This window comes from Rhizobium sp. 01T444, from assembly GCF_056398305.1.
The window spans coordinates 526,363-551,767 of record NZ_JBFTPD010000001.1 but is presented as its reverse complement, the minus strand read 5'-3'; the positions used below and the strand labels follow the sequence as shown (position 1 = coordinate 551,767).

Genomic DNA, 25,405 nt, shown 5'->3' with positions numbered 1-25,405 from the left:
GTTCGATCTCCCTATTTCTCAGGGGAGATATCACGCTGGATGAAAGCTGCAAACGCCGTCTGGCCCTTATCCCTCGAGCTCTTCGATGAGTGCTGGCAGGTCGGCCACGGTCTCGATGACGTAGTCGGCGCCGGCAGCAATCAGCTTCTCGCCGATCCGCTTGTGCAACTCGGCTCGCGCCTCCGGCGAAAGTGCATCCACCTCTTCAGGCGTCAGACCCGCCTCATTGCCGGAGAGCGTCACGCCAACGGTAACGCAGCCTGCGGCGGCACCCTCGGCAATGCCGGGTTCGGTATCATCGACCTTCAGGACGGCAGAGGCCGGATAGACCATCAGGTCGAGGAAGCATTTGTACATGCCGATCGGCGTCGGCCGGCCAAGCGGCAGATCGTCGGCACAGATCAGATTATCGGGTGCATAACCCTGTTCAGCGGCAAGCGGCAGCACGCGCTCCATAATCGAGCGCGTATAGCCTGTCGTCGAGCCGATCTTCATCTGCCGTTCGCGCAGGTATTCGATCGTCTTGATCGCACCGGGCACCAGCGCGCAGTAATCGGTCACGACAGCTTCGTTGAGCGGCACGAAGAGGTCGTAAACGCGGTCGATGGCCGCCTCGTCCGGAAGCGCGCCTTGTGCCGCCTGCCAGCGGGCGGCGATATGCGGTTCGGCCAACATCGCTGCGATATGCGCACGCTTCGGGAGCCCCATCGGCTTGCGTGCGTCGGCAATCGTCACCTCGACGCCGAACTTGCCGAAGGTGTCTACAAAGGCGCCCATCGGTGCGAAGGAGCCGAAATCGATGACCGTGCCGGCCCAGTCGAAGACCACTGCCTTGAATTGCGTCATGCTGCGCTCCCGTAAAGATCTTCGATGGTTTCCTCGCCGATACCGAAGGCGGTCGAGGCACCGCAGCCTGCCGTCACCACGACGATGCGCAGCGCATCGGAAGGCTTGTCGGTGAACCGCCAGCGGTCCGGGGCGGAGGCATAGGTGCCGATCCAGCGTTCGGTGATGAAGCGGCCCGGCAGATTGAGCACGGCATCCATCTCGTCGAGGGTCAGCCGGTCGACCCGCTCCAGCCCAAAGGGATCGGGCGTTTCGGAATAATGGTGGCTGTCGCCGACGATCAGCGACCCGTCTTCCGATTGCGTAACGATCAGGTGGATGCCGTTTTCCCGCTCCGGCTTGAATTCGCGGTCAAGCCGCGCCTTCAAGGCAGTCGCCTCAGGCAGTTCGGCATAACCGAGATAACGCCCGAGGCCGAGGTCGGACATGACGGCGGTGCTGAGCGAAACACGCTGAGCCGGCACGACACGCATCATCTGCAGTTTGCAGCGTGTGACGTTATACGCAGCGATCCGATCCGCATACAGGCTCTTGAAATCGTCGCCGGGGCAAACAACCACCGTCTCCGCCTCGATCAGGCCGGCTGACGTCTCGATCCGCGGCGGCTCGATGGCGCTCACTGCTGTCGAGCGGCGGAACTCGATGCCATATTTGACTTCGAGATAGCGGGCGAGCAGCGGAATGGCTGTGCGGGATTCGACCCGCAGTTCATGTGGGCTATAGAGTGTGAAGCGCCCCGCTTCCGGCCGCAGTGCCGGCACAAGCCGCCGCGCCTCCTCGATCGTCAGTCTTTCGCAGCCTTCTCCCATCTCTGTGCGCAGGAAGGCGTCGATCACGGCTTCGGATTCATCGAGCCTTGCGGCAAGGAGCAGCCCGCGCTGCAGGACGTCGATGCCGGCGTCGTCGACAATTTCAGCCCAGATATCGCGGGCCTGGCGTGCCTTGTCCCAGCAGTCGCCAGCCTGCTGGCCGGTCACCGTCACGAAGCCGAAATTGCGCACCGAGGCGCCATTTGCCTGTGCGTCGCGGTCGACAACGACGACCCGTTTGCCGCGCTTTGCCGCCGCCAGCGCATGCGCCAGCCCGACAATTCCCGCGCCGACGATCGCAATGTCGTAATACGGCATGAAAGCTCCTTCGCAACATGTCTGCAACGGCTTGGCGGATTTTCTTGAAGCCTGTGTGACAGTTGCGCGGAGCCTTACATCCGCGTGTGGAAAAGAACGCCGGTTCAGTCTTCCAGGGTGCCGGCCTTTCGTGTTGCCTTGCTCGGCTTGTCGGCGGCAATCTTCATCAGGTCGCCGCGCCGGCGCACCAGCCGGTCGGAAGTGCGGGTGAGAAATAGCCCGTCCTGCGGCGCCCGGATGTCGATATCGCCCTCGGTAAAACCGGGCCGGGTGACGATCGTCGCCAGAAGCTCTCCTTCCGAGACACGCTCGCCGATATTGCGGTGGAAGAGCACGGTACCGCCCTGCGGCGCACGCAGGATCTCGACATTGTCGAGCGGCACGGCTGGTCCGGAGAAGGTCTTGTCTCCGGCTGCCCCGCCGTTGACGACACCGCGCCCGATCAGGAATTGCAGCAGGCCTTCGGCATCTTTCTCGGCCATATCGGGATAGACGTCGCGGCGACCGCGCAGTTCCACGGTCACCGAAAGCTTGCCCGGAAGCTTGGCCTTACGCTCGCCCGGCACCTGATATTTCCAGGCAAAACCGACCGCTTCTTCGAAGGCGGAGCTTTCGCCATCCGAAAGCAGCACCGCTTCCATGTCGAGCACATTGGCAAGGTCCGCTGCCTCCGGCCAGAAGGCTTCGTCGATATAGGCATATTGCAGCGATTCATCATCGCAATGCAGATCGAGCACCAGATCGGCTCCGAGCGCCATATGAATTAGCTCTCGCTTCAATCGATCCGTAGCCGGATAATCATCAAGACCGTCAAGCAACCCCTCCCGGTCGCGGACCGAGATCAGCGGAAAGTCCCGATTGAAATTGGTCCGCGATCCCAAATCGAACCGACCCTGTAGCTCGCCGAAATGCGATTGCGCCGCACCAATCGGATTTGCCTGCGGCACGAGCGTGATATCGCCGGCGATCCGTCTTTCGCTTTCTGCTTGCCTGAGTTGAAGGCAGAGAAAATGCGCAAGCGCGGTTCCCGGCAGTTCATTGGAATGCAATGCGGCCTGGATATAGACCTTGGGCGCCGCCAGATCGCTTCCCTTGAAACGCATGACCGGCAACCGCCATTCGATGCCGGGCGTATCGCCGGGGATGATGACCTCTGAAACGTCCACTATCTTGCTCCGCATGTGCATATTGAGTGGGGAGTTTTATGCGCATCCCCACCCGCGGTGCAAGCGCAGTTCAGCCAAGCAGAGGCCAGCGGTTGATGACGTGATGCTCGCTCTTCCCGTAGATGCTGTGGATCAACAGGAACTCCTGGACTGTCCAGCGAACGGGTCGGTCAAGCTTTTCAGGCGGAACGGTCTCGCGATCATAGAGCATCGTCATGTGCGGCGTCAGATGTCCGCCGACATTATAGGGTAGTCCAGCCTCGTAGAGACCTTCTTGAATTTGGTTGCGAAGATCCAGCAGGCCTTCGTTTTCTTGCCTGCCGCAGATGACGAAGGCTTGCGGCTGGCCGGGATGCTTGAAGCTCATGGCTTCGTCGAGCAAAATTTCGAACGGCTGGGCACGCACTGCCGCGGCGACTTGTTCAGCGCCGAACACGATATCATCCGGGAGCCGACGGTAGGCGCCGATGCCGTTCAGCGTGACATGAAGCACTGCGTTCGGCCGCGAGGGGCCGGTCAGAGAATGTCCATTGCGATACACTTGCGCGATGTCCAGCGCCTCGGATGCAGCTTCGATGGTTGGGCGAAGCGCGAAGAAAATCCTGTCGTGAAATTCCCCGCCAAGATTGGATTTCTTCTGGGGGCCTGCGCTATTCGGATCGAGTGGAAAATGAGGCATTTGAACTACGGACTACATCGCCCGCCTCCTTGTTTCGACAAGGAGGAGCATACCAGGATTGGCATTTTAGTCAAGAACAAAACATGAACAAATAGCTTTGTGAGGATATTCAAAACAGAAACGGCTACCTTTTCGGCAGCCGTTTGCTGGCGTCAATCAAGCGCTGAGGAATGCCTTACGCGGCGTTCTTGAGGACCTCAGCCGCCTTTTTGGAAGACTTGGCGCGGGCTGCCTTCGGCGGTGCGAGACGAAGAACATCGTCTGCCAACAAGCGGGCATTGTCTTGCGCCTTGTCGAGATTGCTGACACGGGCAGGATCCATCGTATAGAGGCTGCCGCCGGAAACGAACATATCGCGATAGGCGGCGCGCTCGATCAGCGCCGTGTCGATGACATTGACCTGCTGCTTTGCGAGCAGACCCTTGACCGCCAGCAATGCACGCGTGGTGATGATCGAACTGATGCGCGTCAGCACGACCGAATGCGGGATGCGGATATCATGCTGGGCAGCAAGCTGCTTCATGATCTCAAGCACCTGCGCGCCACCGACGGCATCCATGGCGCAGCCCTGCACCGGAACCATCACATGATCGGAAAAGCCGATGGCCTTCGCCATCAGCGAGCTCAGACCGGCCGGCAAGTCGATGATGATATAACCACCGCGCTTCTTGAGGTCCTTGATCTGCTGTTCGATAGTATCTTCGCTGACACCGGAGATGACGGCGAATTCGGCTGCGTCGCCGGTCAGACGATGCCAGCGGCCGGCCCACTGCTGGGGATCGGCATCCAGAACGGAAACGCGATGGCCACGGCGAGCCAGTTCTGTGGCAAGAACGAGAGCGACCGTTGTCTTGCCGGCCCCTCCTTTCGTATTCGCAAATGTAATGATTGGCATCGATTACCTCGGGTTGATGAGTTGGCGGCAGTCATCCCTGGGAGAGACGCGTCTCGGGCTTTAAGGAACAGCGACTTTCACAGTGATGAGATGAAAAGGTCAAACAGCAACCTTGCGTGGCGCTGTTTAGCCATGCTGTCTGAGGTTGATTTTTCTGGGTGCAATCATTGAGGGGCGGGCGATAGGGCGGCCGGGCCTCGGAGTTCTCCGCAAAAGCGGCGTCTCCATCCTGCCAAAAAGACCGTCAGCGATGGTGAAGTCCGTCGCCGTCAGTAGTGTGGCCCTCGCGTCGGTTGTGACACGGCGTAACAGCGCGGATTGAACGACGGCGCTTCAAGCGTCGCGAGGCGACCTGCGGGCAGTCAGTCGCGCGATATGGATAGCCCCCCGAGAAGCGGAGCGTACGCGGCGAGCCTGCCTGATACGAACTCCGTGAAGAGCCGCACGCGCTTCGTCTTGCGTGTCTCCCCCTGTGTGAGAAGGAAGAGCGTTCCGTACATGTGCAGGTCGGTACCCGGCACCCTCACCAGCAGGGGGTCGGCATCTCCGACGAAGCACGGCAGCGTCGTGATCCCGAGCCCTTGCCGCACCGCGACGATCTGCGCCTCACCGTCCGTGACCCTGAACGGAACCTCGGCGGTGCGAACCTCACCCTCGTGGGCCCAGTCCGGGATTCCATGAATGCTTATGACGATCCACCGGATGGGATCAGGCGCGCCCGCACGCCACGCGGCTAGTCGATCGCGGGATATGTAGACGCCGCCGAACAGCTCCGGTCCCTTCAGGCCGTGAAGATTGAGCGGCAGGGTTTTGCGGTCGTAGACGACGCGGATCGCGACGTCGGCTTCTCGGTTGGTCAGATTTACCAGCTCGCCGGACGACAAGATTTCCATCTCGATGTCCGGATACAGACGCGCGAAATCGGAGAAGTCCGGCATGAGCAGGTGTGTCGCGAGGGGCGGTGCCAGTGTCACGCGCAGAAGCCCGCGCACGCTCTGGTCGCGGCCAAAGACGCGCGTCTCCAACTGGTGCGACGATGCCTCCATCTGGTCAGCGAGCTCGAGGACCTCCTCCCCTGCAGCCGTCAGGCGGTAGCCCGAAGGCAGCTTTTCGAACATCTGGGCTCCGAGCCGTTCCTCCAGTTGGGCGACGCGCCGCGCACGGTCGAGTGGTTCACCCCGAGGCGCTCGGCGGCGGCCCGCACCGAGCCTCCGCGCGCGATGGCAAGAAAGTAGCGAACGTCATCCCAGTCGATCATGGTGCAATCCAGCACCGCTGGGGTGCGCCTTCTAAAGCCCGTGTCCAATACGTCGAACAGCATCTCGTATGTGAGTAGCACGGGCGGTCATCATAGCCCATGCCGACAAGCGGGGCGCAATTCCGAACGGCGGACACCGATATGCGGGCTGGCGTCAGTCATCCAGCCGGATCGATTTCGCACCACCGATATGCGCGCTTCCGCACTCAACGCCCGACGCCCGCAGACCCATTTCGAGGGTCTCGGGGGTCTCCCCGAAGGACCAAATACGGAGTCTGAAAGGAAAAGTCATGGGAAAGCTTGAGGGTAAGGTTGCAGTCATCACGGGTGGATCGAGCGGCATGGCGCTGGCGAGCGCCAAGCGGTTCGTTGAAGAAGGCGCCTATGTTTTCATCACGGGCCGGAGACAGGAGTCGCTGGACGAGGCCGTCAAGCTGATCGGCCGGAACGTGACCGGCGTGCGCGGCGACGCGTCCAATCTCGACGACCTCGACCGTCTGTTCGACACGGTCAAGCGGGAAAAGGGCAGGATCGACGTCCTGTACGCGAGCGCCGGCATGGGCGAAGCCGTCCCACTGGGCGAGATTACCGAGCAGCATTTCGATGCGGCCTTCGGCCTGAATACGCGCGGCACGCTGTTTACGGTTCAGAAGGCCTTGCCGCTGTTCAACGATGGCGGATCGATCTTCATGACCGGGTCAGTTGCTTCGGTGAAAGGTTTTCCTGGTTACGGCGTGTATTCGGCGAGCAAAGCGGCGTTGCGCTCATTCGCACGCACTTGGCTCAACGAACTGAAGGGCAGGAATATCCGGGTGAACGTGCTGAGCCCGGGGCCGATCGCCACACCGATGCAGGACCAAGTTCTCACAGAGGAGGCGAAGCAGATGTTCGAATCTCTGATCCCGCGGGGAAAGATGGGTCGTCCTGAGGAAATTGCGGCGGTCGCGCTGTTTCTTGCTTCAGACGATTCAAGCTTCGTGAATGGGGTGGAGTTGTCTGTCGACGGCGGCTTCTCGGCCATCTGAAATCGCGTCGGATCGCGGGAATGGTAGAACGACTTCGGCGCTGAACGGCCGGGCCGGCCGCGCGAAGTCGTTCACGGCGTGACGCCTACGCGAAGGTCGCCATGCAGCCAAACGGATAACCCAGTGCCGTTGAGGCCGGGGAATCAATATCAACACAGATCGGAGAAACATTATGAGCTATGCGATTGTAGGATTCGGTAAGATAGGCCAGGCCCTCGCCCACGCCTTCGCCCGTAAAAACATCGAGGTGACCGTCGCGAGCCGCCGGACGCCTGAGGCGTTGGCGCCGCAGGCTCGGGCGATTGGACCCACGGTCGTCGCCAAGTCGCTGCGGGATGCACTCGAAGCCGACACGATCATCTTGGCGGTCCCGTTCGGGGAACATCGCGAGGTTGCGAAGATCCTGCCGAGCTGGAAAGGCAAGACGGTCATCGACGCGATGAACGCCTTGGTTCCCCTTGAGGAGCTGGACGGTCTCCTGTCCTCCGCCTTCGCTGCGAAGGCGTTCACCGGCGCCAAGCTCGTGAAGGGTTTCAATCACCTGATTGCGGCCACTCTGGCTGCCGATCCGATCGTTGAGGGCGGGCACCGGGTGGTCTTTCTGTCGAGCGACGACGAGGACGCGATCGCTCCCGTGGCGGCCTTGGCCAAACAACTCGGGTTCGCACCAGTCACGCTGGGAAAGCTCAACGAGGGTGGCGCGCTGGTGCACGCACGCGGCAGCACTTGGGGCCAGCTCATCTTCCAGGATTTGTTCAGGAAGGAGCAGTAATCGATCTACGACCGTGTGATCGACGCCGACGACTGGTCGCGCGCGCTAACTTCTTCGAGCGGCGCGCGACCAAATATTTGAAGGCTAAAAACTCGCGAAGGTTGGGCCGGGCCTGACGGCGTATGAGCGCCGCACGAAGAGCGGGGAGAACCCCGACAGAGCTGCAGATCTGCGGGTCGCCTAGAATCTATCGACTGCGCTATCCGATACTACTCCACGGTACTTCCCGTCACTCCCACTCGATCGTGCCGGGCGGCTTGCTCGTCACATCATAAACGACACGGTTGATGCCGCGCACTTCGTTGATGATGCGGGTCGCGGCGCGGCCGAGGAATTCCATGTCGTAATGGTAGAAATCCGCGGTCATGCCGTCGACCGAGGTGACGGCACGCAGCGCACAGACGAATTCATAGGTGCGGCCGTCGCCCATGACGCCGACGGTCTGGACGGGCAGCAGCACGGCAAAAGCCTGCCAGATCGCATCATAGAGACCAGCCTTGCGGATCTCGTCGAGATAGATCGCATCGGCTTCGCGCAAAATCTCGAGCTTCTCGCGGGTGATGCCGCCGGGGCAGCGAATGGCAAGGCCCGGACCCGGGAAGGGGTGGCGGCCGATGAAGCTGTCGGGCAGGCCGAGTTCCTTGCCGAGGGCGCGAACCTCATCCTTGAAGAGTTCGCGCAGCGGCTCGACGAGCTGCATCTTCATGCGCTCCGGCAGGCCGCCGACATTGTGGTGCGACTTGATGGTGACCGAGGGGCCGCCGGTGAAGGAAACGGACTCGATGACGTCAGGATAGAGCGTGCCCTGGCCGAGGAAATCGGCGCCGCCGAGCTTCTTCGCTTCGTCCTCGAATGTCTCGATGAACAGGCGTCCGATGATCTTGCGCTTGGTTTCCGGGTCGGAAACGCCTTCGAGCTCGCCGATGAAGCGGTCAGAGGCATCGACGTGGATCAGGTGCAGGTTGTAATGCTCGCGGAACATGGCGACGACGCCTGCTGCCTCGTCCTTGCGCATCAGGCCATGGTCGACGAGGATACAGGTCAGCTGGTCACCAACAGCCTCGTGAATGAGCAGAGCCGCGACTGAGGAGTCGACGCCGCCCGAAAGGGCGCAGATGACGCGCTTGTCACCGACTTGGCGGCGAATGTCCTCGACCGCCTTCTGACGGTACGCCGACATGGTCCAGTCGCCCTTGATACCGGCGATGTTGTGGATGAAGTTCGCGATCAGCTTGGCGCCATCGGGCGTATGCACGACCTCAGGATGGAACTGCACGCCGTAATATTTGCGCTTCTCGTCGGCGATGAAGGCGTAAGGCGCGTTGGAGGATGTCGCCACGACTTTGAAACCGTCGGGCAGCTTCGTCACGCGGTCGCCATGGCTCATCCAGACCTGATGGCGCGAACCTTTGGACCAGAGGTCTTCGAAGAGGACGCAGTCCTCGTCGACTTCCAGGAAGGCGCGGCCGAATTCGCGGTGATGACCGCTTTCCACCAAGCCGCCGAGCTGCATGCACATCGTCTGCTGGCCGTAGCAGATGCCGAACACCGGAAGGCCGCTGTCGAAGATGATCTGCGGTGCCCTCGGCGATCCTTCATCGACCGTCGAAGCCGGGCTGCCGGACAGGATCACGGCTTTCGGCTGGAGGCGCTTGAAGCCTTCTTCGGCGGACTGGAAGGGAACGATCTCGCAATAGACGCCGGCTTCACGCACTCGTCGTGCGATGAGCTGGGTCACCTGGCTGCCGAAATCGACGATGAGAACGCTGTCGGGATGTGCTGTCTGGGTCATGGCGAGCCTTTAATGAAAAGCGCCTCTTCTTGCAATGCGGGAATTCGGCCGCAGCCGGGTTTTATTGTCCCGATTGTCCCTGTTTTCAGCCCTCAGAACCAGAAAACGCCGTCCTCCAGGGCGGTGAAAAGGCTGTCCACGGCATAGGAAAGCTTGCGGTCGACGATATGCAGATATTCGGTCCAGCCGGAAATATGCTGCAGCTCGACCGCACCGTCGGAAATGCCGCGAAGGCCGATCAGCGGCAGCTTGTAGCCCTGGCAGGCGCGCAGCACCGCATAGGTTTCCATGTCGACCATGTCGGCTGCGATATTGGCATAAGCGGCACCGGAAACGACATTGCCGCCGGTCGAAAGGGTGGCTTCGGGAATGCCGGGAATGCGCAGCGGCAGGTCGAGGTCCGCCGGCAGGTCGAGGAAGGGAGTCTTGCCCTTTTCGAAGCCGAGCGGCGAGGCATCCATGTCACGGTAGGAAACGGAGGTGACCTGATAGACTTCGGTCTGCTGCAGGCGTGCCGAACCGGCTGAGCCGAGCGAAACCACGAGATCGGGCAGGTCGTCTGATGCATCGAGACGGGAGAGCGACTTGGTGATCGCGATTGCTGCCTCGACCGGGCCGACGCCGGTCATCAGCGGCTCGATGCGCGAGCGCAGGAACGGGCCGTATTCGGCCTCCGCGGCCATGACGAACAGGATGGACTTGCCTGCGACCGACTTCAGTTCGAATTTCATCCCGTAATTCCCTCTCTTCCGCGAATGACCATCATCGTCCCGGTCATGGACGCGATGAGCTTGGCAGGCCCGTCGCTGATCGCATAACCTCGCCCATCGGCGACTATGATGTTGGAGCCGGGCTTGGTGATCTCGCCTCTGAAGAGGAAGCGTTCGCCGCGCCCCGGCGACATGAGGTTGACCTTGAACTCGATCGTGAGGATCGAGGCTTCGGCATCGATAACACTATAGGCCGCAAAACCGCAGGCCGAATCGAGCGCTGCGGAAATGATGCCCGCGTGCAAAATGCCGTGCTGCTGTGTCAGTTTGACGTCGAAGGGAAGCTCGATTTCCACCATGCCGTGCTCGACACGCGTCAACTCCGCGCCGATGGTGTGCATGGCCGCCTGGCGGGAAAAACTCTGGCTGATCCGCTCGCGGAAATCGCCCCTGTCGGTGTCGTTCATCATGGTCCCTCTTGCGATCGCGAAAGTGGCATGGCCGGCTGGATTCGACAAGGTTTCAATCCGGCTGACGAAGGTTTTGTCTTTCGATACAAGTTTTCGATCACGCGGCGCCGAGCTGTGTTGCTTGCGGGAATAAGGAATTATTCGTCCCGACTACTTCGCGTCCGGGGCTTCTTTGACGATGTCGCTGATCAGTGTCCGCAGCCAGCGATGCGCGGGGTCATTGCGGTAGCGGACATGCCAGGCCATCTCGACCGGGAATGTGCCGAGATCGACAGGCGTCGGCAGGACTTTCAGACGACGGTCTGCGGCGAGACGCTGGCAGATCCTGTTCGGCAGTGTCGCGCAATAATCCGTCACCGCAATCATCTCCGGCACCGCCAGAAAATGGGTAACGGAGACTGCAACCTCGCGCTTGATCCCCTGTTGTTCCAGTGCTGTAAACAGGCCGACGCGCAGCCGCCCGGGCGGAAGTACGTTGACGTGCCGCACGTGCTCATACTGCTCTCGGGAAATGCTGTCCCCGACCTCAGGGTGATCGGCACGCACCACGCAGGCAAGGCCTTCATCCATCAGATGCTGCACGACCAGATTGTCAGGCGGATCGATGATGCGGCCGAACACCATCGCCGTGGTGCCGGACATCACACCGGTCTCGCCGAGATCGGTGCCGAAGGGCGTGAGGCGAAGCCGGATGCCCGGCGCAACCTCGCGAAGCCGCGCGACGATCGCCGGCACCAGCACGAACTCCACATAGCTGTTCGGCGCAATCGTCATCAGCCGCTCAGCCTGCCTTGGATCAAAATCCTGTTGGCCGAGGATGGCGTCATCGATCCTTGCCAATGCCGCGGCGATGACCGGCGCCAGCTCTAACGCCATCGGCGTCGGCTGAATGCCGTAGCGCTCACGGATGAAGAGCTGGTCCTGCATCATCTCGCGCAGACGGGCCAATGCATTGGAGAGCGCCGGCTGCGTAATGCCCAGCCGATCGGCGGCGCGGGTGACGCTGCGCTCCTCCATCAGCGTGATGAAGACGGGTAGCAGATTGAGGTCATATCGCATGACTTATAATGTCACATGAATATCTGAAATCATAGAAATAAACTTCTGGAATATGTTGTCCCGGAGCATGATCAGGCCATCCAAAAGGATGCCAACCACAGCAAACGGAGATGACAATGAGCAAGGCAAAAGTACTTCTGATCGGCTCCAACGCTACCCGCATCGAAATCCAGGGCGGCCGCACGGGAGCCACCGGCCAGTATCTCAACGAGACTGTCGTGCCGGCGCTGGCAATCGTCGAGGCTGGCTACGAAATCGTTCTGGCAACGCCTGACGGCACCAAGCCCCATATCGACGAGGCCTCGGACACGCCGGATCATTTCGGCGGCGACAAGGCTGCCTACGAACGCGCCAAGACCTTCTATGCAAATGACCCCGCCATGAATGAGGTTCGCGCGCTGCGTTCCATCGTTGAAGAGGGTCTCGACAATTACGCCGGTGTCTTTGTGCCGGGCGGTCAGGCGCCGGTAGTCGATCTGATGCAGGATCCGGATATGGGTGAAGTCCTGCGCCATTTCCATGAGCGCTCCAAGCCGACCGCACTTCTCTGCCACGGCCCGATAGCTGTCGCAGCCGCGATGCCGCATGCCCGCGAGTTCCGTGCCGCTCTGATTGCCGGAGTACCTGCCAAGGCCGCGGAATGGGCCAAAGACTGGCAATACGCTGGATACAGGATGACCGTCTTTTCCAACAGCGAAGAAAAGGTCGTCGAGGACTACATCCTGCACGCCAAGCTCTATTTCAACGTGGTCGACGCGCTGCAGACCGCCGGCGGCAAGGTCATCACGACAGCGACCGACTTCGAGCCGTATGTGGTTGAAGACCGTGAGCTCATAACCGGCCAGAATCCGCGCTCGGACCGTGCGCTCGCAGGAAAATTCGTGGCAGCGCTCGAACGTTCGCTAGCCATGGCATGATCTGAAGAAATCCGTGGGGTGCGACCATTCCGTATCCCGCGGGAACCCGATCTGAGGAAGGAAAAGCAATCATGTCCAATCCCATAAAGATCGTGGCGATCCTGACCGCCCGACCGGGCAAGACCGATGAATTGAAGGCGCTTCTCACCGGCATGATCGGCCCCAGCAGGGCAGAACCCGGTAATATGCGCTGGGATATCTGGCAAGATCAGGCCAATGCTGACATCTTGATCTTGGATGAGCTTTACGCGGACAACGCCGCCGTGGCCGCCCATCGCGAGACGCCGCATTTCCGGGATTATTTCGCTGTCATCAATGACCTCGCCGAACGCAGGGCGCTGGTGCTCGATCCCGTACAGATTGCCTGACAGGTCGATGAACGTTCCCAACTATCTCGAGGACTAGACAATGACACTCAAAGACATTCTCCCGGGCAAGCTCGGCTTCGGCGCCGCTCCGCTCGGCAACATGTTCCGTGATATTCCGGAGCAGGAAGCATTGGCAACCGTGGAAGCCGCCTGGAACGATGGTATCCGCTATTTCGACAACGCGCCCTTCTATGGCGCAGGACTTGCCGAACTCCGCATGGGCGAGGCGCTCGCTGGTAAGCCCAGGGATCAATATGCGATCAGCACCAAGGTTGGGCGTGTGATCCTTGATGAGATCGAAGACGTCAGCACCCGCGATCTCGGCGAGAAGGGCGAAGTCTTCAAATACGGCCGCCCCAACAAGATCGTCAACGATTACTCGGAAGATGCGACCCTGCGCTCGATCGAGGACAGCCTGAAACGCTTGAAGACCGACCATATCGAAATCGCCTGGGTCCACGATGTGGCACAGGATTTTTACGGTGACGAGTGGCTGGCTATCTTCGAAAGCGCACGCAAGGGCGCCTTCAAGGCACTGGATCGTCTGCGCGACGAAAGGGTCATCAAGGCCTGGGGTCTTGGCGTCAATCGCGTGGAACCGATCGAACTGCTGCTGGCCCTGCAAGAACCGCGGCCGGATGGTTTTCTGCTGGCCGGCCGCTACACGCTGCTCGATCATGATCGGGCGCTGCAGCGCGTGATGCCGATGGTTGCCGAACGTGGTCTCGGCGTCGTCGTCGGCGGCCCCTACAGTTCCGGCGCTTTGGTCGGCGGTCCGAACTTCGAATATGCGCCCGCCACACCCGCGATCCTCGACAAGGTCGCGCGTATCAAGTCAATCGCCGATCGTTACGGCATCAGCATGAAAGCGGCCGGGCTGCAATTCTCGCTCGCCAATCCCGCTGTCGCCGCCGTCATCCCCGGCGCAAGCAAACCGGACCGCATAGCGGAGGATCGGGCCGCACTCGACGAGGTGGTCCCAGGTGATTTCTGGCGAGAGCTTCGCAAGGCGGATCTCGTAAACGCCGAAGCTCCGCTTCCCGTATGATCACATTGATCGGCGCGGTTCATCTTAGCATGGTGAGCCGTGTCGCATCCGTCTTGGGATCATCCTAAAACCTCTTCTGAATAAGGCTCCGCAGGATTATGATCAATCAAACCTGAGGGCGAGCCGATGAAGAGATTTTCTCAATCTATGAGCGACTACGAGGCGTGGCTGGCACACGAGCTGCAGGGCGAGCTCGTACAGGAGGGTATCGACGAGAAACACCGGAAGATGCGCGAGGAGGCATTCTCCTTCTTGCGCGCTACCTACTGGCGCTGGGCGGAGATCATCTACGACGTCAGGCCGGAGCTTGCGGACATGCCGCAAGTGCTGTCGATCGGCGATACGCATCTGGAGAACTTCGGCACCTGGCGGGATATCGAGGGGCGGCTCGTCTGGGGCGCCAATGATTTCGACGATGCAGCGATTATGCCCTACGGGCTGGATCTCGTGCGGCTGGTGGCAAGCGCCATTCTCGCTCAGCCGGACGCCGGGGTTTCTGGCAGGGCGATCGCCGAGCTCATTCTCGCAGGATATGTGCGCGGCCTTGAGCATGCGAATCCCATCGTCCTGGAGCGTGATCATCCCTGGCTGCGCGACAAGCTGCTGCTTTCGGAGGATGAGCGGAAGGAGTTCTGGAAGAAATGGGAGAAGCGTAAACCCGATGAAAAGCCGGCTCCCGGCCGTTTCGTTGATGCTCTGAGGAATGCCCTGCCGAGGGGTGCAGGAAGTTTTACGCCCCTACCAGTCAAAAAGAAGGGAACGGGCAGCCTCGGGCGGCCACGTTTCGTCGCCTATGTGAAGGAGTGGCGCGGTGGGCCTGTGCTGCGTGAAGCAAAGGCGCTTGTGCCCTCGGCCTGGTCGCTGGCAAGATCAGGAGATCGCGTCATCAGAACCGGTGTCATCGCCGCCGGGCGGATGCGCAGCCCAGATCCTCATTTCGCAGTGTCGGGCCGCATTCTTGTTCGCCGGCTTTCGCCGAACAGCCGCAAGATCGAGATCGCGACCGATGCGAAGACGCTCCTGGACGGCGCCATGCTGGAACTGATGGGTTTCGAGATCGCCAATTGCCATTCAGACGACGCGGCAGGTGCTGCGGCAATTCGCAATGACCTGCACTCCCGCAGTGAGGACTGGCTCTATGAGGCGGCGCGGGCAGCCGCCGAAGTCATTGAAAAGGAATGGAAAGACTACCGCATCAGCACCGGCTGAGTGATCCGCACGATATGCTGATCCCAGGAGACATCGCTATGAGCCGACAGGAAATCGCCATCATAGGAGGAAACGGCAAAGCCGCGGGGAGCAGGCGCAATGCCTGCGGCATCGCGAACGCTGTCCTCACGCAGCACCTTGCCCGTTTTCGCATCGATGGCGACAGATGCGCCGCCGATCGGCGAGGTGACGCCGACCAGACCTTCCTTTCGGTTGACTGCGATCGCTCCGACATAATTGGCAAGTCGTCGGGTCGTCTCCTCAGGCAGGTCGATGAAGCTTAAGTCTTCGCCCTTGGCGAAATGGCCGACGAGTGGCGGCAGGTCCTTGCGGTGGCCTTCATATTGGCAGGCGAACCAGATGCGGCCACCGGCATCGACATCGACATGGCGTGTCGAGACGGATGACCATTGCGGCGGCAGGGTATGTTTTTCGATCAGCACGCCGGTCGCCGCATCGATAAGCGCCAGCGACGGCTGCATATTGCCGAGATTGAGCTTTGTGCGGCCGAAATCCGGATGTGTCTCGATGCCGCCATTGGCAACAACGAGCATGCGGCCGTCATCGGAAACCGTCATGTCATGCGGGCCGACACCATAGGTCTCATATTCGCCGATACGGACAAAGCGGTTCGTCGCATCATAGAGGCCGATCATGCCCCTACCATTGTCGAAGTCGTTCTCGCTGGCATAGAGCAGCCGGCCATCCGGGGAAAAAGCGCCGTGGCCGTAGAAATGCCGGCCCTCCGGCGAGGTGATGACGACGGGTTCGCCCTTGTTCCAGGGGTCGAAGATCATAGCGAAGGTGCCCGGCCGGCGGGCGAAGGCGACGGTGCGCCCTGTTGCGCTGCTATGGGCCATGCCATGGGCGCGAGCGGGCAGCGGCACCTGATCGACGATCTCCCCACGCTCGGTGACCGTCGCCACGGCAAAGGAGCCGTTGGCGGTGCGGATACCGGAGGCGTAGACAGCATCGGCGCGGGTGAGCGCCAGCAGCGCTTCAGGTTTCAGCGCTGCCAGAAAGCCGATACCGGCGGCCTTGATGAAGCCGCGTCGGTCGATGGCGGCGCTGCGCCACATCGGCTCAGTCTCCGTCCGAGAAGGAGAAGCCGGCCGACAGGCCGATTGCCGCTCCATACTGATCGCTGATCGTGGTGATGAGATCGCGGCTTTCGGTCAGCAACGTATCGAGCTTGGCCCTTTCCGCATCGCTGACCGCGACTTCGATATCCGGGTTCAGCTTCGAGACGCCGTCGATGATCGTCTTCAGCTTAGCGTCGATTGAATCGGCAACCGCCTTCTTCTCTGGCGGCAGCAGTTCGGCCATGCCGGCCTTCTGCCAGAGCGTACGGATGCCCTCGAGATTGGCGGCCATCGATTTCCAGGTGTTCTTCGAACGCCAGTAAATCGCCATGCGCGGGCGAGCGGGCGTATCCTTGCCCTTGTAGAACTGCTCCAACCGCTGGTCGCGGACATTCTCGGCGCCGTGGACGAGGATGCCGAGCAGCGCGGTGACGGCTTCCTTGTTGTCCATGAAATCGTCGCTCTGCGGGCCGGGATGTTTCCAGCTCGCCTGCACACCGTCAGGCTTCTCCCAGGCGGCGACCACCTCGCCGGCCTCGCGCTGGATATTACCGGCGACGGCCTGGCCGTAGAGGCAGCGGAAGCCGCCCTTCTGCTTGATGAGGTCGTCGGAGCCGTTGCCATATAGCACATATTCGAGTGCGGTCAGGCCCTGCAGCGCCACACTCTTGCCGGCAATGGCATCGACGGTCGCGTCCTTCGGATCGGCCTTGGCGATCAGCGCCTGAACCTGCTTGAGGCCGACGCCCTTGCGATCGGGATAGAAGAGGATGTGTTCGAAGAGATTGTCTTGGATGACCGGGCCGGTCTGCACGATCTCGATCGTCGACCAGTAACGGATCACATCGTCGAATGCTGACTTGGCGCGGTCGAGCGTCTGCTGCGTCCCGGAGGCGCAGAGATCGTTCATGGCCGTCGTCAGGCGCGCGGATGATTGCTGCATATTGCGATAGCCGGGGCGGATGACCTCGTCGACAGCGCGCTGCATGACTGAAGGCACAGCATCCTCGTTGAGGCCCGAAGCGGGTGGTGCGGCGCTCTGGGCGGCAGCCGATGTGGCAAGGCCGGTCAAAGCGAGGCAAAGCAGGGTGTGCCAGGGGCGCATCAAAGTGACTCCAGGAATGTAATCAGGGCCTCTCTATCGTCTTTTGACAGCGAGGAGAATGCGCTACGGGCTTTTTCAGCTTCGCCGCCGTGCCAGAGAATTGCTTCGGTGAGATTTCTGGCGCGGCCGTCATGCAGGAAGAAGCTGTGTCCGCTGACAGTCCGGGTCAGTCCTATACCCCATAGCGGCGGCGTGCGCCATTCACGTCCACCGGCCAGTCCTACTTGCTGTCCGTCGGCCAGGCCATCGCCCATGTCGTGCAGCAGGAAATCGGAATAGGGCCAGATGAGCTGGAAGGATTGGGCCTTCTCAGCCGTATCGCGGCGGGTGACGAACTTCGGCACGTGGCAGGAAATACAGCCGGATTCGTAGAAAAGCTGCTTGCCGCGCAGGGTCCCGGCAAAACTTGCTTTGCGGCGCGCCGGCACGGCGAGGTTCTCGGAATAGAAGGTAACGAGATCGAGCACCGGGCCTGGCGCCTCCTCATTGCCGAGCCGTTTTTGCACGCCATCAGGCATGGCGAGGCACTTTGTCTCGGCCGCGGTGCAGTCGCCATCAGCGTTCGGCGCATCCGGCGTCGAGATGCCGATATCGGTAGAGAAGGCATCCGCACTCTGGTCGCGCACTGTGGCATTTTGCGCTTTCCAGCCGAAACGGCCGAGTGCGATCTGGCCGGTGCGATGATCGCGCACGATCGCGGCCCTACCGGAAATGCCATGATGATAGAGATCATCAGGATCGGCATGGGCCAGAATATCTGCCTCGGGAATTGCTTCGATCAGCCCGAGGCCGATCATCGGCGGGGCGACGCGCGCCGAGATCGTTGTCGCCGGGTCGAGCGGGCCGTAGGCGAGGTCTTTGACGGAATAGGCCGGCTTGCGCAGCTTCACCGTCGCGCCGCCGGCAAGAGTGATCGTCTCTTCGGTGTAGGTAACCGCGACCTTGCCCTCGGCGGCAAGCCCGGGAACGGCGAGATCCTGAAGCTGATGGCCGTAAACCGGATCGGGGAAATTGACGACATCGGCGTCGGCGATCGCTTTTTCTTCCTCTGGTGTCTTTGCCGCACGGGCCACGCGAAGGACAATCGAGGTAGCGCTCGGACCGCCATCCGGTGGTTTGCCGCGGCCGTCATTGGCGTGACAACTCATGCAGGAGCGGGCATTGAAGAGCGGACCAAGCCCATCGGATGCCTGCGTCGAGGAGGGCGCGGAAACCCAGAGCTTGCGGAAGAGCGCATTGCCGAGCCGAAAATTCTGCTCTTCCTCGAAAGGGATATTGGCCGAGATGTGCGAGAAACTGTCTTCGGTGACCGGATCGATAGAGGTTGCCGCACCCGCCTGCATCGCCTCGTAGGGTTCGGCCTTGGTGAAATCGCCGGTCGGCCGCGTGACATCGACGACGCGCTTCAAATCCGCATCGGAAAGATCGGTACGTCCCGTCGGAAGATCGAAACTACCGGCAATAGCGACGGGAAGTCCGGCGAGCAGAGCGCAGAAAGCTGCGCTGACAAAAAGACGTCTGGCCGGGTTATGCGACATTTCAAGGGTCCGGGCCACTCCGGTTTCGGAGCGGCCCGCCTTTTTGCTTATTTGAAGACGGCGTTAGGATTATCCAGGCTGTCGGAACCTTCAAGCTCGACGGTGCCGAGGTCAAGTGCGGCAATAACGCGCTGGACCGACTTCGTCTGGTCGATGAGACCGTCGATGGCGGCCTGAACGACGGCGTTGCCTTCCTTGTTGCCCTCGCCGATCATCTGATCGTACTTCTCGACCGTCTCGCCGCGCTTGGCCATAGCGTGCATGGCATCCAGCGTCTTGTTGAGCTTGCCGGTCATCTCGGCGTCCAGAGCCTTATCCTTGGCGGCGACGAGGTCGTGCAGTGACGGGCCGGTCAGCTTGGTGCCGTCGACGCGGGTATATTCGCCCGTATAGGCAGCAGCGATGCCGATCGCGTCGTTCAGATGCGAATTGTAGGTATTGTCCGAGAAGCAATCATGTTCTTCTTCCGGATCGTGCAGCAGCAGGCCGAGCTTCATGCGCTCGCCGGCCAGTTCACCATAGGAGAGCGAACCCATACCCGTCAGGATGGCGACGAGGCCAGCCTTCGGATCGGCTTCGACGTGCTTCGTCGCTTCTCCGTCAGGCGCCCAGTCATCGGTCATTTCCTGCAGGTCGGAAACAAGCAGCGTGGAAGCCGACTTCAGATATTCGGCGCGACGGTCGCAATTGCCGTGCGTGCAATTCTTGAGATCATAGTCAGTAGCAGGACGCTCGCCGGCGCCTGGTCCCGTGCCATGCAGATCCTGGCCCCAGAGCAGGAATTCGATGGCGTGGTAGCCGGTCGCGACGTTGGCTTCGATACCGCCGGCCTCGGCAAGCGTACCGGAGAGGAATTCCGGCGTCAGCTTGGAGGCGTCGACATCCTTGCCGTCAATCTTGATCGTCTTGTTGGCGATGACGTTTGCGACATAGAGGGAGTTCTCGTCGCTTTCCGTACCATAGGAGGGATCGACGTAGTCGATCAGGCCTTCGTCGAGCGGCCATGCGTTGACCTTGCCTTCCCAGTCGTCGACAACAGGGTTGCCGAAGCGATAGACTTCGGTCTGCTGATAGGGAACGCGTGCCTTGATCCAGGCATCCCTGGCGGCCTTCAGCGTCGCATCATCAGGCGACTTCAGAAACGCGTCGATGGCCGCGTCGAGCGCCTTGGCTGTTGTCAGCGAATCTTCATACTTGGCATGCGCGACCTCGGCGTAATGCTTCACGACAGCGGCTGCGTCGGTTGCCGCATACGCGGGAAGGGCGAGCAGGGCGGCGGGGGCAATCGCCAGCGCAGCTGCTCGGAATGTGCGGTTGAGCTTCATAATCCTCTCCTGTGACGGATTTCCGTCTGAATCCGGCATTCGTCTCTTCGCCCAAAAGCAAACTGGTGTCAAACACTCTAGTTTGGAATGGTTTTAAGGATGGATTTCCGCGAGGAGCCTGTCTATTTGAAAAGCATTTGCTTGAAAATTCAGCAAGAGGCGCGCTATTAATTGCGCACCCTGCTTAATTCTTCATCCGATCCTCCTGAACACCTCATCCGACCGGCCTTCATGCGTCATCACATCAGGCATTTCATTCATCGCCACGAGCCGAAGGGCGCGTTCCATGCGCATCTGAAGTCCGGAATTGGTGCCGTCATCGGCATGGTTTCGGTCGGCATCCTTGCTGTTACGACAGGCATTCCGCTGCTGATTGCGCCCTTCGGCGCAACGGCGGTGCTGATCTTTGGGCAGCCGAAGAGCCCGCTCGCCCAGCCGGCAAATGTCATTGGTGGTTACGTTCTTGCTGCGGCGGTCGGCGCCGCAGCCGCTTTCTTCTTTCCGGGTCTCTGGTGGGTCGCGGCAATCGCCGTCGGTATCGCAATCGCCGGCATGCTGGCGCTGAGGGTCACGCATCCGCCGGCAGGCGCCGTGCCGCTTGTTGCTCTCGGCTCGCATCTCGGCGGATTGACGCTTTTTGCAGTCGTCCTGTTCGGCGGCGTCCTGCTGGTCGCGATCGCCGTCGTGCATCACTTCATCCCACCGCGGCATCAATATCCGCTGCGGGCGCCGTCGCCGTAAGGCTCAGCCTGTTCTTTTGAGGCGGCAGAAGAAGAAGCCGTCCGTATCCGTCGAGGCCGGCGTCAGCGTGATCGTCTTGCCGTCGGAAGAGCGTGGGCGCGTCCCATCCTTGCCGAACAGGCTGTCCCAGGCGGGCAGGGCGCTGACGATTTCGAAGTCGCTGTTGTCGGTGGCAAAGCGCCGCACCTGCTCTTCGTTCTCCTGCGGTAGCACTGAGCAGGTAACGTAGATCAGTTCGCCGCCGGGGCGCACGAAGCTGCGCGCCTGCGTCAGCGCGTCCTGCTGCTGGGCAGTGCGCTCGTCGAGGTTCTTGGCCGTCAGTCGCCATTTCGTATCCGGGCGCCGGCGCCACGTGCCTGTGCCGGTGCAGGGCGCGTCGACCAGCACCTTATCGCAGCGGTCGCGCAGGCTGGTCAGGCCTCTGATATCGTCATGGACCTGGACATTGCGTGTGCCGGCGCGCTTCAGCCGCTCGATGATCGGCGCAAGCCGCTTGCGGTCGGCATCATAGGCATGGACCTGGCCCTTGTTATGCATCGCAGCCGCCATGGCGAGCGTCTTGCCGCCGCCGCCGGCACAATAATCCAGCACCTGCTCGCCATCCCCAGGCAAAACCAGATCCGCAACGATCTGCGATCCCTCGTCCTGAACTTCAAACCAGCCTTTCTGGAATGAAAGCTCGGCCGTCACGTTGGGCAAACGTGAGGCACCCTCGCCGGCGGGAATCCGGATGCCGTAGCGTGCGATCTTCGCCTCATTGGCGCCGGCGCGTTCCAGCGCCTTGACGGCCTTTTCGCGGGTGGCCTTCAGGATATTGGCACGCAGATCAAGCGTCGGGCGTCCAGCGAGCGCCTGGGCCTCGGAAAGCCATTCGCCGCCGAAAGCCTGTTCGAAGGAGGATTGCACCCATTCTGGAATATCGCCCTGAACATGCGGGGCTGCGTCGGAAAGAGAGCGGCTCGTAAAGGCCGCGAGTGCGTCGGCCGAAAGCGGCGTCGGCGCGAACTTGTCGTCAGCAAGTTCGGCGGCCAGCGTTTCCGGCGTGAAACCCCATTGGCGGAACATGACGGCATGGGCAATGGCAACGGCGCTGTCGTCGTCCATCAGATAGGCATGGGACAGTCGCATGCGCAGCGCATCGTAGACGATGTTGCCGATCGCCGCCCTGTCGCCGGAACCGGCGAAACGGTGAGCGAGGCCCCAGTCCTTCAGCGCATCGGCGACAGGCCTTTTACGGGCATCGATATCAGCCAGAACCGAAATCGCCCCTTCGAGGCGGCCGCCCAAACGCATTCAAACTTCTCCTGTTGCCTTGGCTAGTGAACGATCCGCGCGGAAAGAGCCTCAGGAAGCCTGATGGCGGGGCAGATTGTTTACAAGTCTCAACCGCGTGGTTACCCGCGATTGACGGCAAGAGCAAGCGCCGCATCCGGCGCAGGGATTTTGCGGAGGACGTAGCCTCAGCTCATGACTTCGTAGCAAACCTTCGCAGTACCTGTAGAGACCATGCCGATATTCTGGGCAGCAGCGCGTGACAGGTCGAGTACGCGACCGCGGATGAACGGACCACGATCATTGATGCGAACGACGACGCTGCGGCCGTTGTTGCGGTTGGTGACCTTCACCTTGGTGCCGAACGCCAGAGAGCGATGTGCGGCAGTATAGATGGCCGGGTTCATGCGTTCCCCGGAAGCAGTTTTGGAGCGAAGTGCGTACCACGAAGCACCGCCACATCCGTTAGCAGCAAATCCTTCCGCCGGGAGGATGAAAGAGCAGGCTGCAATGGCTGCGGTAGTGATTAGAGAACGGCAGATTTTCTTCAAAACGGATTGTCCCTCAACTATTGAACTTGCGCCTTCACAGGCGGTGGGGCTTCAATCCGGGGAAAAGTGGCGAAAAAGTGCCGATCGAGATCACGGAACGTTACAGCTTGTAACATTTGTGATTCCGGTAACATTGCGGTAGCAGGACACCGCTTTGACGAATTGTGGAAAAAACCTAATGAAATCAGCTAAAATCCGAACGATTTTTTCGGGAAAGCGGTAAACATTTGATGGCCGCCGGAAATCACAAAAAATTTTTGCTCATACCGCCATATTTGCTGCCACATTTGCGCAAATTTAGAGGCCGTTAACCATAATGCGGAGCGAAATTCGCGTCGCTAAAATAAGAAAGTAGGAAATTTCTACTCTTTTTGAATTATAGCCCTCTCACCCGAATGGGAGGGTATCGTCAGCCCCGCCACCCCTCATTTTGCCAGAGCTGGGCGAGCGACATCGGATAGTTCGGGAAGGCAAAACGGAAGCCCGTGGCCTTCAGTTTGGCATTGGAAACCCGCTTATTCTCTCCATAAAAGGAGCGGGCCATGGGCGTCATCTCGACCGTCTCGAAAGATTGCTCTGGCGGCGGTGCGACGCCCATCAGGCGGGCGGCTTCGACGATGACATCCTGCGGCGGGCCGGGCTGGTCGTCGGTGACATTATAGATGCCACCGAGCGCATGCTCTGACAAAAAGCGGGTGGAAGCGCCGATGTCCTCCACTCGGATGCGGTTGAAGACCTGGTCCTTCTTGATGATGCGGCGCGCCGTGCCGCGATCCAGATTAATGAAGGCGTTGCGTCCTGGTCCGTAAATGCCGGAAAGACGCAATATTGCGGCCGGTACGTCGCGGGCACGTCCGAGCGCAAGCCAGGCGTCCTCAGCGTCCAGACGTTCCTTGGAGCGGCCGGAGACCGGCACACAAGGGGTTTCCTCGGTCACCCAGGAGCCTTTGTGGTCGCCATAGACGCCGACCGTGGAGAGATAGCCGATCCATTGCAGCTTCGGCAGAAGCACCGTGCTGTCTTTGCCGAGCAATGCAAGCAGCGGATCGGCATCGCGCGGAGCGATCGACTGCACGAGATGCGTAACGCCGGCCATCGCCGCACGCAGATCGTCGCTCAGGGTTTCGCCGTCGAAGATGAAGGCTTCGATCCCGGATCTCCGCAGCTCTTCCGCCTTTTCCTCCGAACGGGTCGTGCCGGAGATGCGCATGCCGCTGTCACCAAAAGCTCTGGCGATCGCCGTACCGGAATAACCGCAGCCAAAGATCATCACATGCATCAGCTTACCCCCGCCAGTCGCCATTCGTTGAGGACTTCTTCGTCCGACTCATTTTCCCTTTGTGCGGCAAAGGCTTCGAATTCACCAGCCTCCATGAGCCGCGACAGTGCCCAAACTGCCATGCCGCGCACGACAGGAGAGGCATCGGCGGCGAGCGCACGACATTGCTCGATCAGGCTACGATCGCCGGAATTGCCGGCAGCGATCAGCACATTACGAATGAAGCGGTCACGCCCGATGCGCTTGACCGGAGAACCGCTGAAGAACGTACGGAAGGTTGGGTCGTCGAGGGTCAAAAGGAAGACGATCGAAGGTTCCTTCAGATCCTCACGCGCCTTCAGCTTCATTTCCGACGCTTCGTTTGCGAACTTGTTCCAGGGGCATGCGGCAAGACAATCGTCGCAGCCGTAAATGCGGTTGCCGATCAGCGGCCTGAACTCGGGATCGATCGGCCCCTTATGCTCGATCGTCAGATACGAAATGCAGCGGCGCGCATCGATCTGGTAGGGCGCAGGAAAGGCAGCCGTCGGGCAGGCATCGAGGCAGGCGCGGCAGGAGCCGCAATGATCGGCCTCCGAGGCATCTATATTGAGATCGGCAGTCGTGAACATCGAGCCGAGGAAAAGCCAGGAGCCATGCTCGCGGCTGACGAGATTGGTGTGTTTGCCCTGCCAGCCGAGACCGGCCGCCGCGGCCAGCGGCTTTTCCATGACGGGTGCGGTATCGACGAAGACCTTCACGTCTGCGCCAGCCTTGGCTGCGAAGCGCGTGGCGATCTCTTTCAGTCGGCCCTTCATGACGTCATGATAGTCGCGGTTGCGGGCGTAGACGGAGATTGCCGCCCTATCCTTCCTGTCGAGAATGCCGCGAGGATCCTCGTCCGGCCCGTAATTGAGGCCGAAGACGGCAACAGAGCGCACATCGCTCCAGAGCGTGCGCGGATCGCCGCGACGCTCGCGCGTTTCCGCCATCCATTCCATTGTTCCATGCCGGCCGGCATCGATGAATTGGCCGAGTCGCTGTTTTGCGTCAGGGATCGAATCCGGACCGGTGACACGACAGAGATCGAAGCCGAGAGCGGCCGATTCCCTCTTCAGGAAGGCGGTCAAATTGTCGCGGCGCTTCCGCTCCTTAATATCTTCGGTTTTCGGTTCGGGCATCAAACGCCCTC

24 protein-coding genes and 1 pseudogene are annotated in these 25,405 nt (G+C 60.7%); 7 read left to right on the top strand and 18 right to left on the bottom strand.

The window, feature by feature from the left end; translation table 11 throughout:
* Window positions 1–66: 66 nt before the first annotated feature.
* The 6 genes and pseudogenes from phnX to AC1DTN_RS02660 form a co-directional block, all read right to left on the bottom strand.
* Window positions 67–846 (bottom strand): phosphonoacetaldehyde hydrolase, encoded by a 780-nt coding sequence (gene phnX / locus AC1DTN_RS02685; protein ID WP_439017095.1) that lies wholly within the window; start codon window positions 844–846, stop codon window positions 67–69.
* Complete coding sequence (locus tag AC1DTN_RS02680) at window positions 843–1,973, bottom strand: TIGR03364 family FAD-dependent oxidoreductase (protein ID WP_477919865.1); 1,131 nt, start codon at window positions 1,971–1,973, stop codon at window positions 843–845. Before AC1DTN_RS02680 ends, phnX begins: the two co-directional genes overlap by 4 nt.
* Window positions 1,974–2,077: 104 nt before the next feature.
* Window positions 2,078–3,139, bottom strand: coding sequence for a M14 family metallopeptidase (locus AC1DTN_RS02675; protein WP_477919864.1), 1,062 nt, complete (start codon window positions 3,137–3,139; stop codon window positions 2,078–2,080).
* Between the two features lie 70 nt (window positions 3,140–3,209).
* Window positions 3,210–3,818, bottom strand: coding sequence for a 2'-5' RNA ligase family protein (locus AC1DTN_RS02670; RefSeq protein WP_477919863.1), 609 nt, complete (start codon window positions 3,816–3,818; stop codon window positions 3,210–3,212).
* A 175-nt stretch (window positions 3,819–3,993) separates the two neighbouring features.
* Window positions 3,994–4,713, bottom strand: coding sequence for an AAA family ATPase (locus tag AC1DTN_RS02665; RefSeq protein WP_477919861.1), 720 nt, complete (start codon window positions 4,711–4,713; stop codon window positions 3,994–3,996).
* Window positions 4,714–5,075: 362 nt separating this feature from the next.
* A pseudogene (locus AC1DTN_RS02660) lies at window positions 5,076–5,971 on the bottom strand (LysR family transcriptional regulator).
* Window positions 5,972–6,261: 290 nt separating this feature from the next.
* Here AC1DTN_RS02660 and AC1DTN_RS02655 point away from each other — a divergent pair.
* Window positions 6,262–6,996, top strand: a complete 735-nt coding sequence (locus AC1DTN_RS02655) for an SDR family NAD(P)-dependent oxidoreductase (protein ID WP_113321762.1) — start codon at window positions 6,262–6,264, stop codon at window positions 6,994–6,996.
* 172 nt (window positions 6,997–7,168) lie between these two features.
* Window positions 7,169–7,768 carry an NADPH-dependent F420 reductase gene (locus AC1DTN_RS02650; RefSeq protein ID WP_477919860.1) on the top strand — a complete coding sequence of 200 codons (600 nt, stop codon included), beginning with the start codon at window positions 7,169–7,171 and terminating at the stop codon, window positions 7,766–7,768.
* Between the two features lie 229 nt (window positions 7,769–7,997).
* Here AC1DTN_RS02650 and guaA read toward each other — a convergent pair whose 3' ends face one another.
* The 4 genes from guaA to AC1DTN_RS02630 form a co-directional block, all read right to left on the bottom strand.
* Window positions 7,998–9,560, bottom strand: a complete 1,563-nt coding sequence (gene guaA / locus AC1DTN_RS02645) for a glutamine-hydrolyzing GMP synthase (RefSeq protein ID WP_113321760.1) — start codon at window positions 9,558–9,560, stop codon at window positions 7,998–8,000.
* A 92-nt stretch (window positions 9,561–9,652) separates the two neighbouring features.
* Window positions 9,653–10,291 (bottom strand): 5'-methylthioadenosine/S-adenosylhomocysteine nucleosidase, encoded by a 639-nt coding sequence (locus tag AC1DTN_RS02640; RefSeq protein WP_007813385.1) that lies wholly within the window; start codon window positions 10,289–10,291, stop codon window positions 9,653–9,655.
* The gene (locus AC1DTN_RS02635; protein ID WP_113321776.1) at window positions 10,288–10,737 is read right to left on the bottom strand and encodes a PaaI family thioesterase; all 450 of its coding nucleotides are present in this window, start codon (window positions 10,735–10,737) and stop codon (window positions 10,288–10,290) included. Before AC1DTN_RS02635 ends, AC1DTN_RS02640 begins: the two co-directional genes overlap by 4 nt.
* 153 nt (window positions 10,738–10,890) lie before the next feature.
* Entirely contained in the window at window positions 10,891–11,799 is a 909-nt protein-coding gene (locus tag AC1DTN_RS02630; RefSeq protein WP_477919859.1) for a LysR family transcriptional regulator, read from the bottom strand.
* 116 nt (window positions 11,800–11,915) lie between these two features.
* Here AC1DTN_RS02630 and AC1DTN_RS02625 point away from each other — a divergent pair, with 116 nt between their 5' ends.
* From AC1DTN_RS02625 to AC1DTN_RS02610, 4 genes are all read left to right on the top strand, one after another.
* Window positions 11,916–12,716, top strand: a complete 801-nt coding sequence (locus AC1DTN_RS02625; protein WP_477919858.1) for a type 1 glutamine amidotransferase domain-containing protein — start codon at window positions 11,916–11,918, stop codon at window positions 12,714–12,716.
* A 71-nt stretch (window positions 12,717–12,787) separates the two neighbouring features.
* Entirely contained in the window at window positions 12,788–13,084 is a 297-nt protein-coding gene (locus AC1DTN_RS02620; RefSeq protein WP_310379589.1) for a putative quinol monooxygenase, read from the top strand.
* Window positions 13,085–13,124: 40 nt separating this feature from the next.
* Window positions 13,125–14,132, top strand: a complete 1,008-nt coding sequence (locus tag AC1DTN_RS02615; RefSeq protein WP_477919857.1) for an aldo/keto reductase — start codon at window positions 13,125–13,127, stop codon at window positions 14,130–14,132.
* A 126-nt stretch (window positions 14,133–14,258) separates the two neighbouring features.
* Entirely contained in the window at window positions 14,259–15,341 is a 1,083-nt protein-coding gene (locus AC1DTN_RS02610) for a DUF2252 family protein (RefSeq protein ID WP_439017106.1), read from the top strand.
* On the opposite strand, the gene AC1DTN_RS02605 is transcribed toward AC1DTN_RS02610, so the two are convergent.
* The 4 genes from AC1DTN_RS02605 to AC1DTN_RS02590 are packed head-to-tail and all read right to left on the bottom strand — an operon-like array spanning window position 15,320 to window position 20,391.
* On the bottom strand, window positions 15,320–16,420 hold the full coding sequence (locus tag AC1DTN_RS02605; protein WP_477919856.1) for a DUF1513 domain-containing protein: 1,101 nt from the start codon (window positions 16,418–16,420) through the stop codon (window positions 15,320–15,322). The genes AC1DTN_RS02610 and AC1DTN_RS02605 overlap by 22 nt on opposite strands.
* A 4-nt stretch (window positions 16,421–16,424) precedes the next feature.
* Window positions 16,425–17,528: an imelysin family protein gene (locus AC1DTN_RS02600; protein WP_439017108.1), complete on the bottom strand. Its 1,104-nt coding sequence runs from the start codon at window positions 17,526–17,528 to the stop codon at window positions 16,425–16,427.
* Window positions 17,528–19,066, bottom strand: coding sequence for a di-heme oxidoreductase family protein (locus AC1DTN_RS02595; RefSeq protein ID WP_477919855.1), 1,539 nt, complete (start codon window positions 19,064–19,066; stop codon window positions 17,528–17,530). Before AC1DTN_RS02595 ends, AC1DTN_RS02600 begins: the two co-directional genes overlap by 1 nt.
* A gap of 47 nt (window positions 19,067–19,113) precedes the next feature.
* Window positions 19,114–20,391 (bottom strand): imelysin family protein, encoded by a 1,278-nt coding sequence (locus AC1DTN_RS02590; RefSeq protein ID WP_477919854.1) that lies wholly within the window; start codon window positions 20,389–20,391, stop codon window positions 19,114–19,116.
* A 231-nt stretch (window positions 20,392–20,622) separates the two neighbouring features.
* On the opposite strand from AC1DTN_RS02590, the gene AC1DTN_RS02585 reads away from it, so the two are divergent.
* On the top strand, window positions 20,623–21,132 hold the full coding sequence (locus tag AC1DTN_RS02585; RefSeq protein ID WP_113321750.1) for an HPP family protein: 510 nt from the start codon (window positions 20,623–20,625) through the stop codon (window positions 21,130–21,132).
* Window positions 21,133–21,135: 3 nt separating this feature from the next.
* Here AC1DTN_RS02585 and AC1DTN_RS02580 read toward each other — a convergent pair whose 3' ends face one another.
* The 4 genes from AC1DTN_RS02580 to queG form a co-directional block, all read right to left on the bottom strand.
* Entirely contained in the window at window positions 21,136–22,425 is a 1,290-nt protein-coding gene (locus AC1DTN_RS02580) for an RsmB/NOP family class I SAM-dependent RNA methyltransferase (protein ID WP_310379575.1), read from the bottom strand.
* A 167-nt stretch (window positions 22,426–22,592) separates the two neighbouring features.
* A complete protein-coding gene (locus AC1DTN_RS02575; protein WP_037070615.1) occupies window positions 22,593–22,955 on the bottom strand; it encodes a septal ring lytic transglycosylase RlpA family protein in 363 nt (120 codons plus the stop codon).
* A 409-nt stretch (window positions 22,956–23,364) separates the two neighbouring features.
* Window positions 23,365–24,234, bottom strand: coding sequence for an SDR family oxidoreductase (locus tag AC1DTN_RS02570; protein WP_477919895.1), 870 nt, complete (start codon window positions 24,232–24,234; stop codon window positions 23,365–23,367).
* On the bottom strand, window positions 24,234–25,394 hold the full coding sequence (gene queG / locus AC1DTN_RS02565) for a tRNA epoxyqueuosine(34) reductase QueG (protein ID WP_477919853.1): 1,161 nt from the start codon (window positions 25,392–25,394) through the stop codon (window positions 24,234–24,236). Before queG ends, AC1DTN_RS02570 begins: the two co-directional genes overlap by 1 nt.
* Window positions 25,395–25,405: the final 11 nt, after the last annotated feature.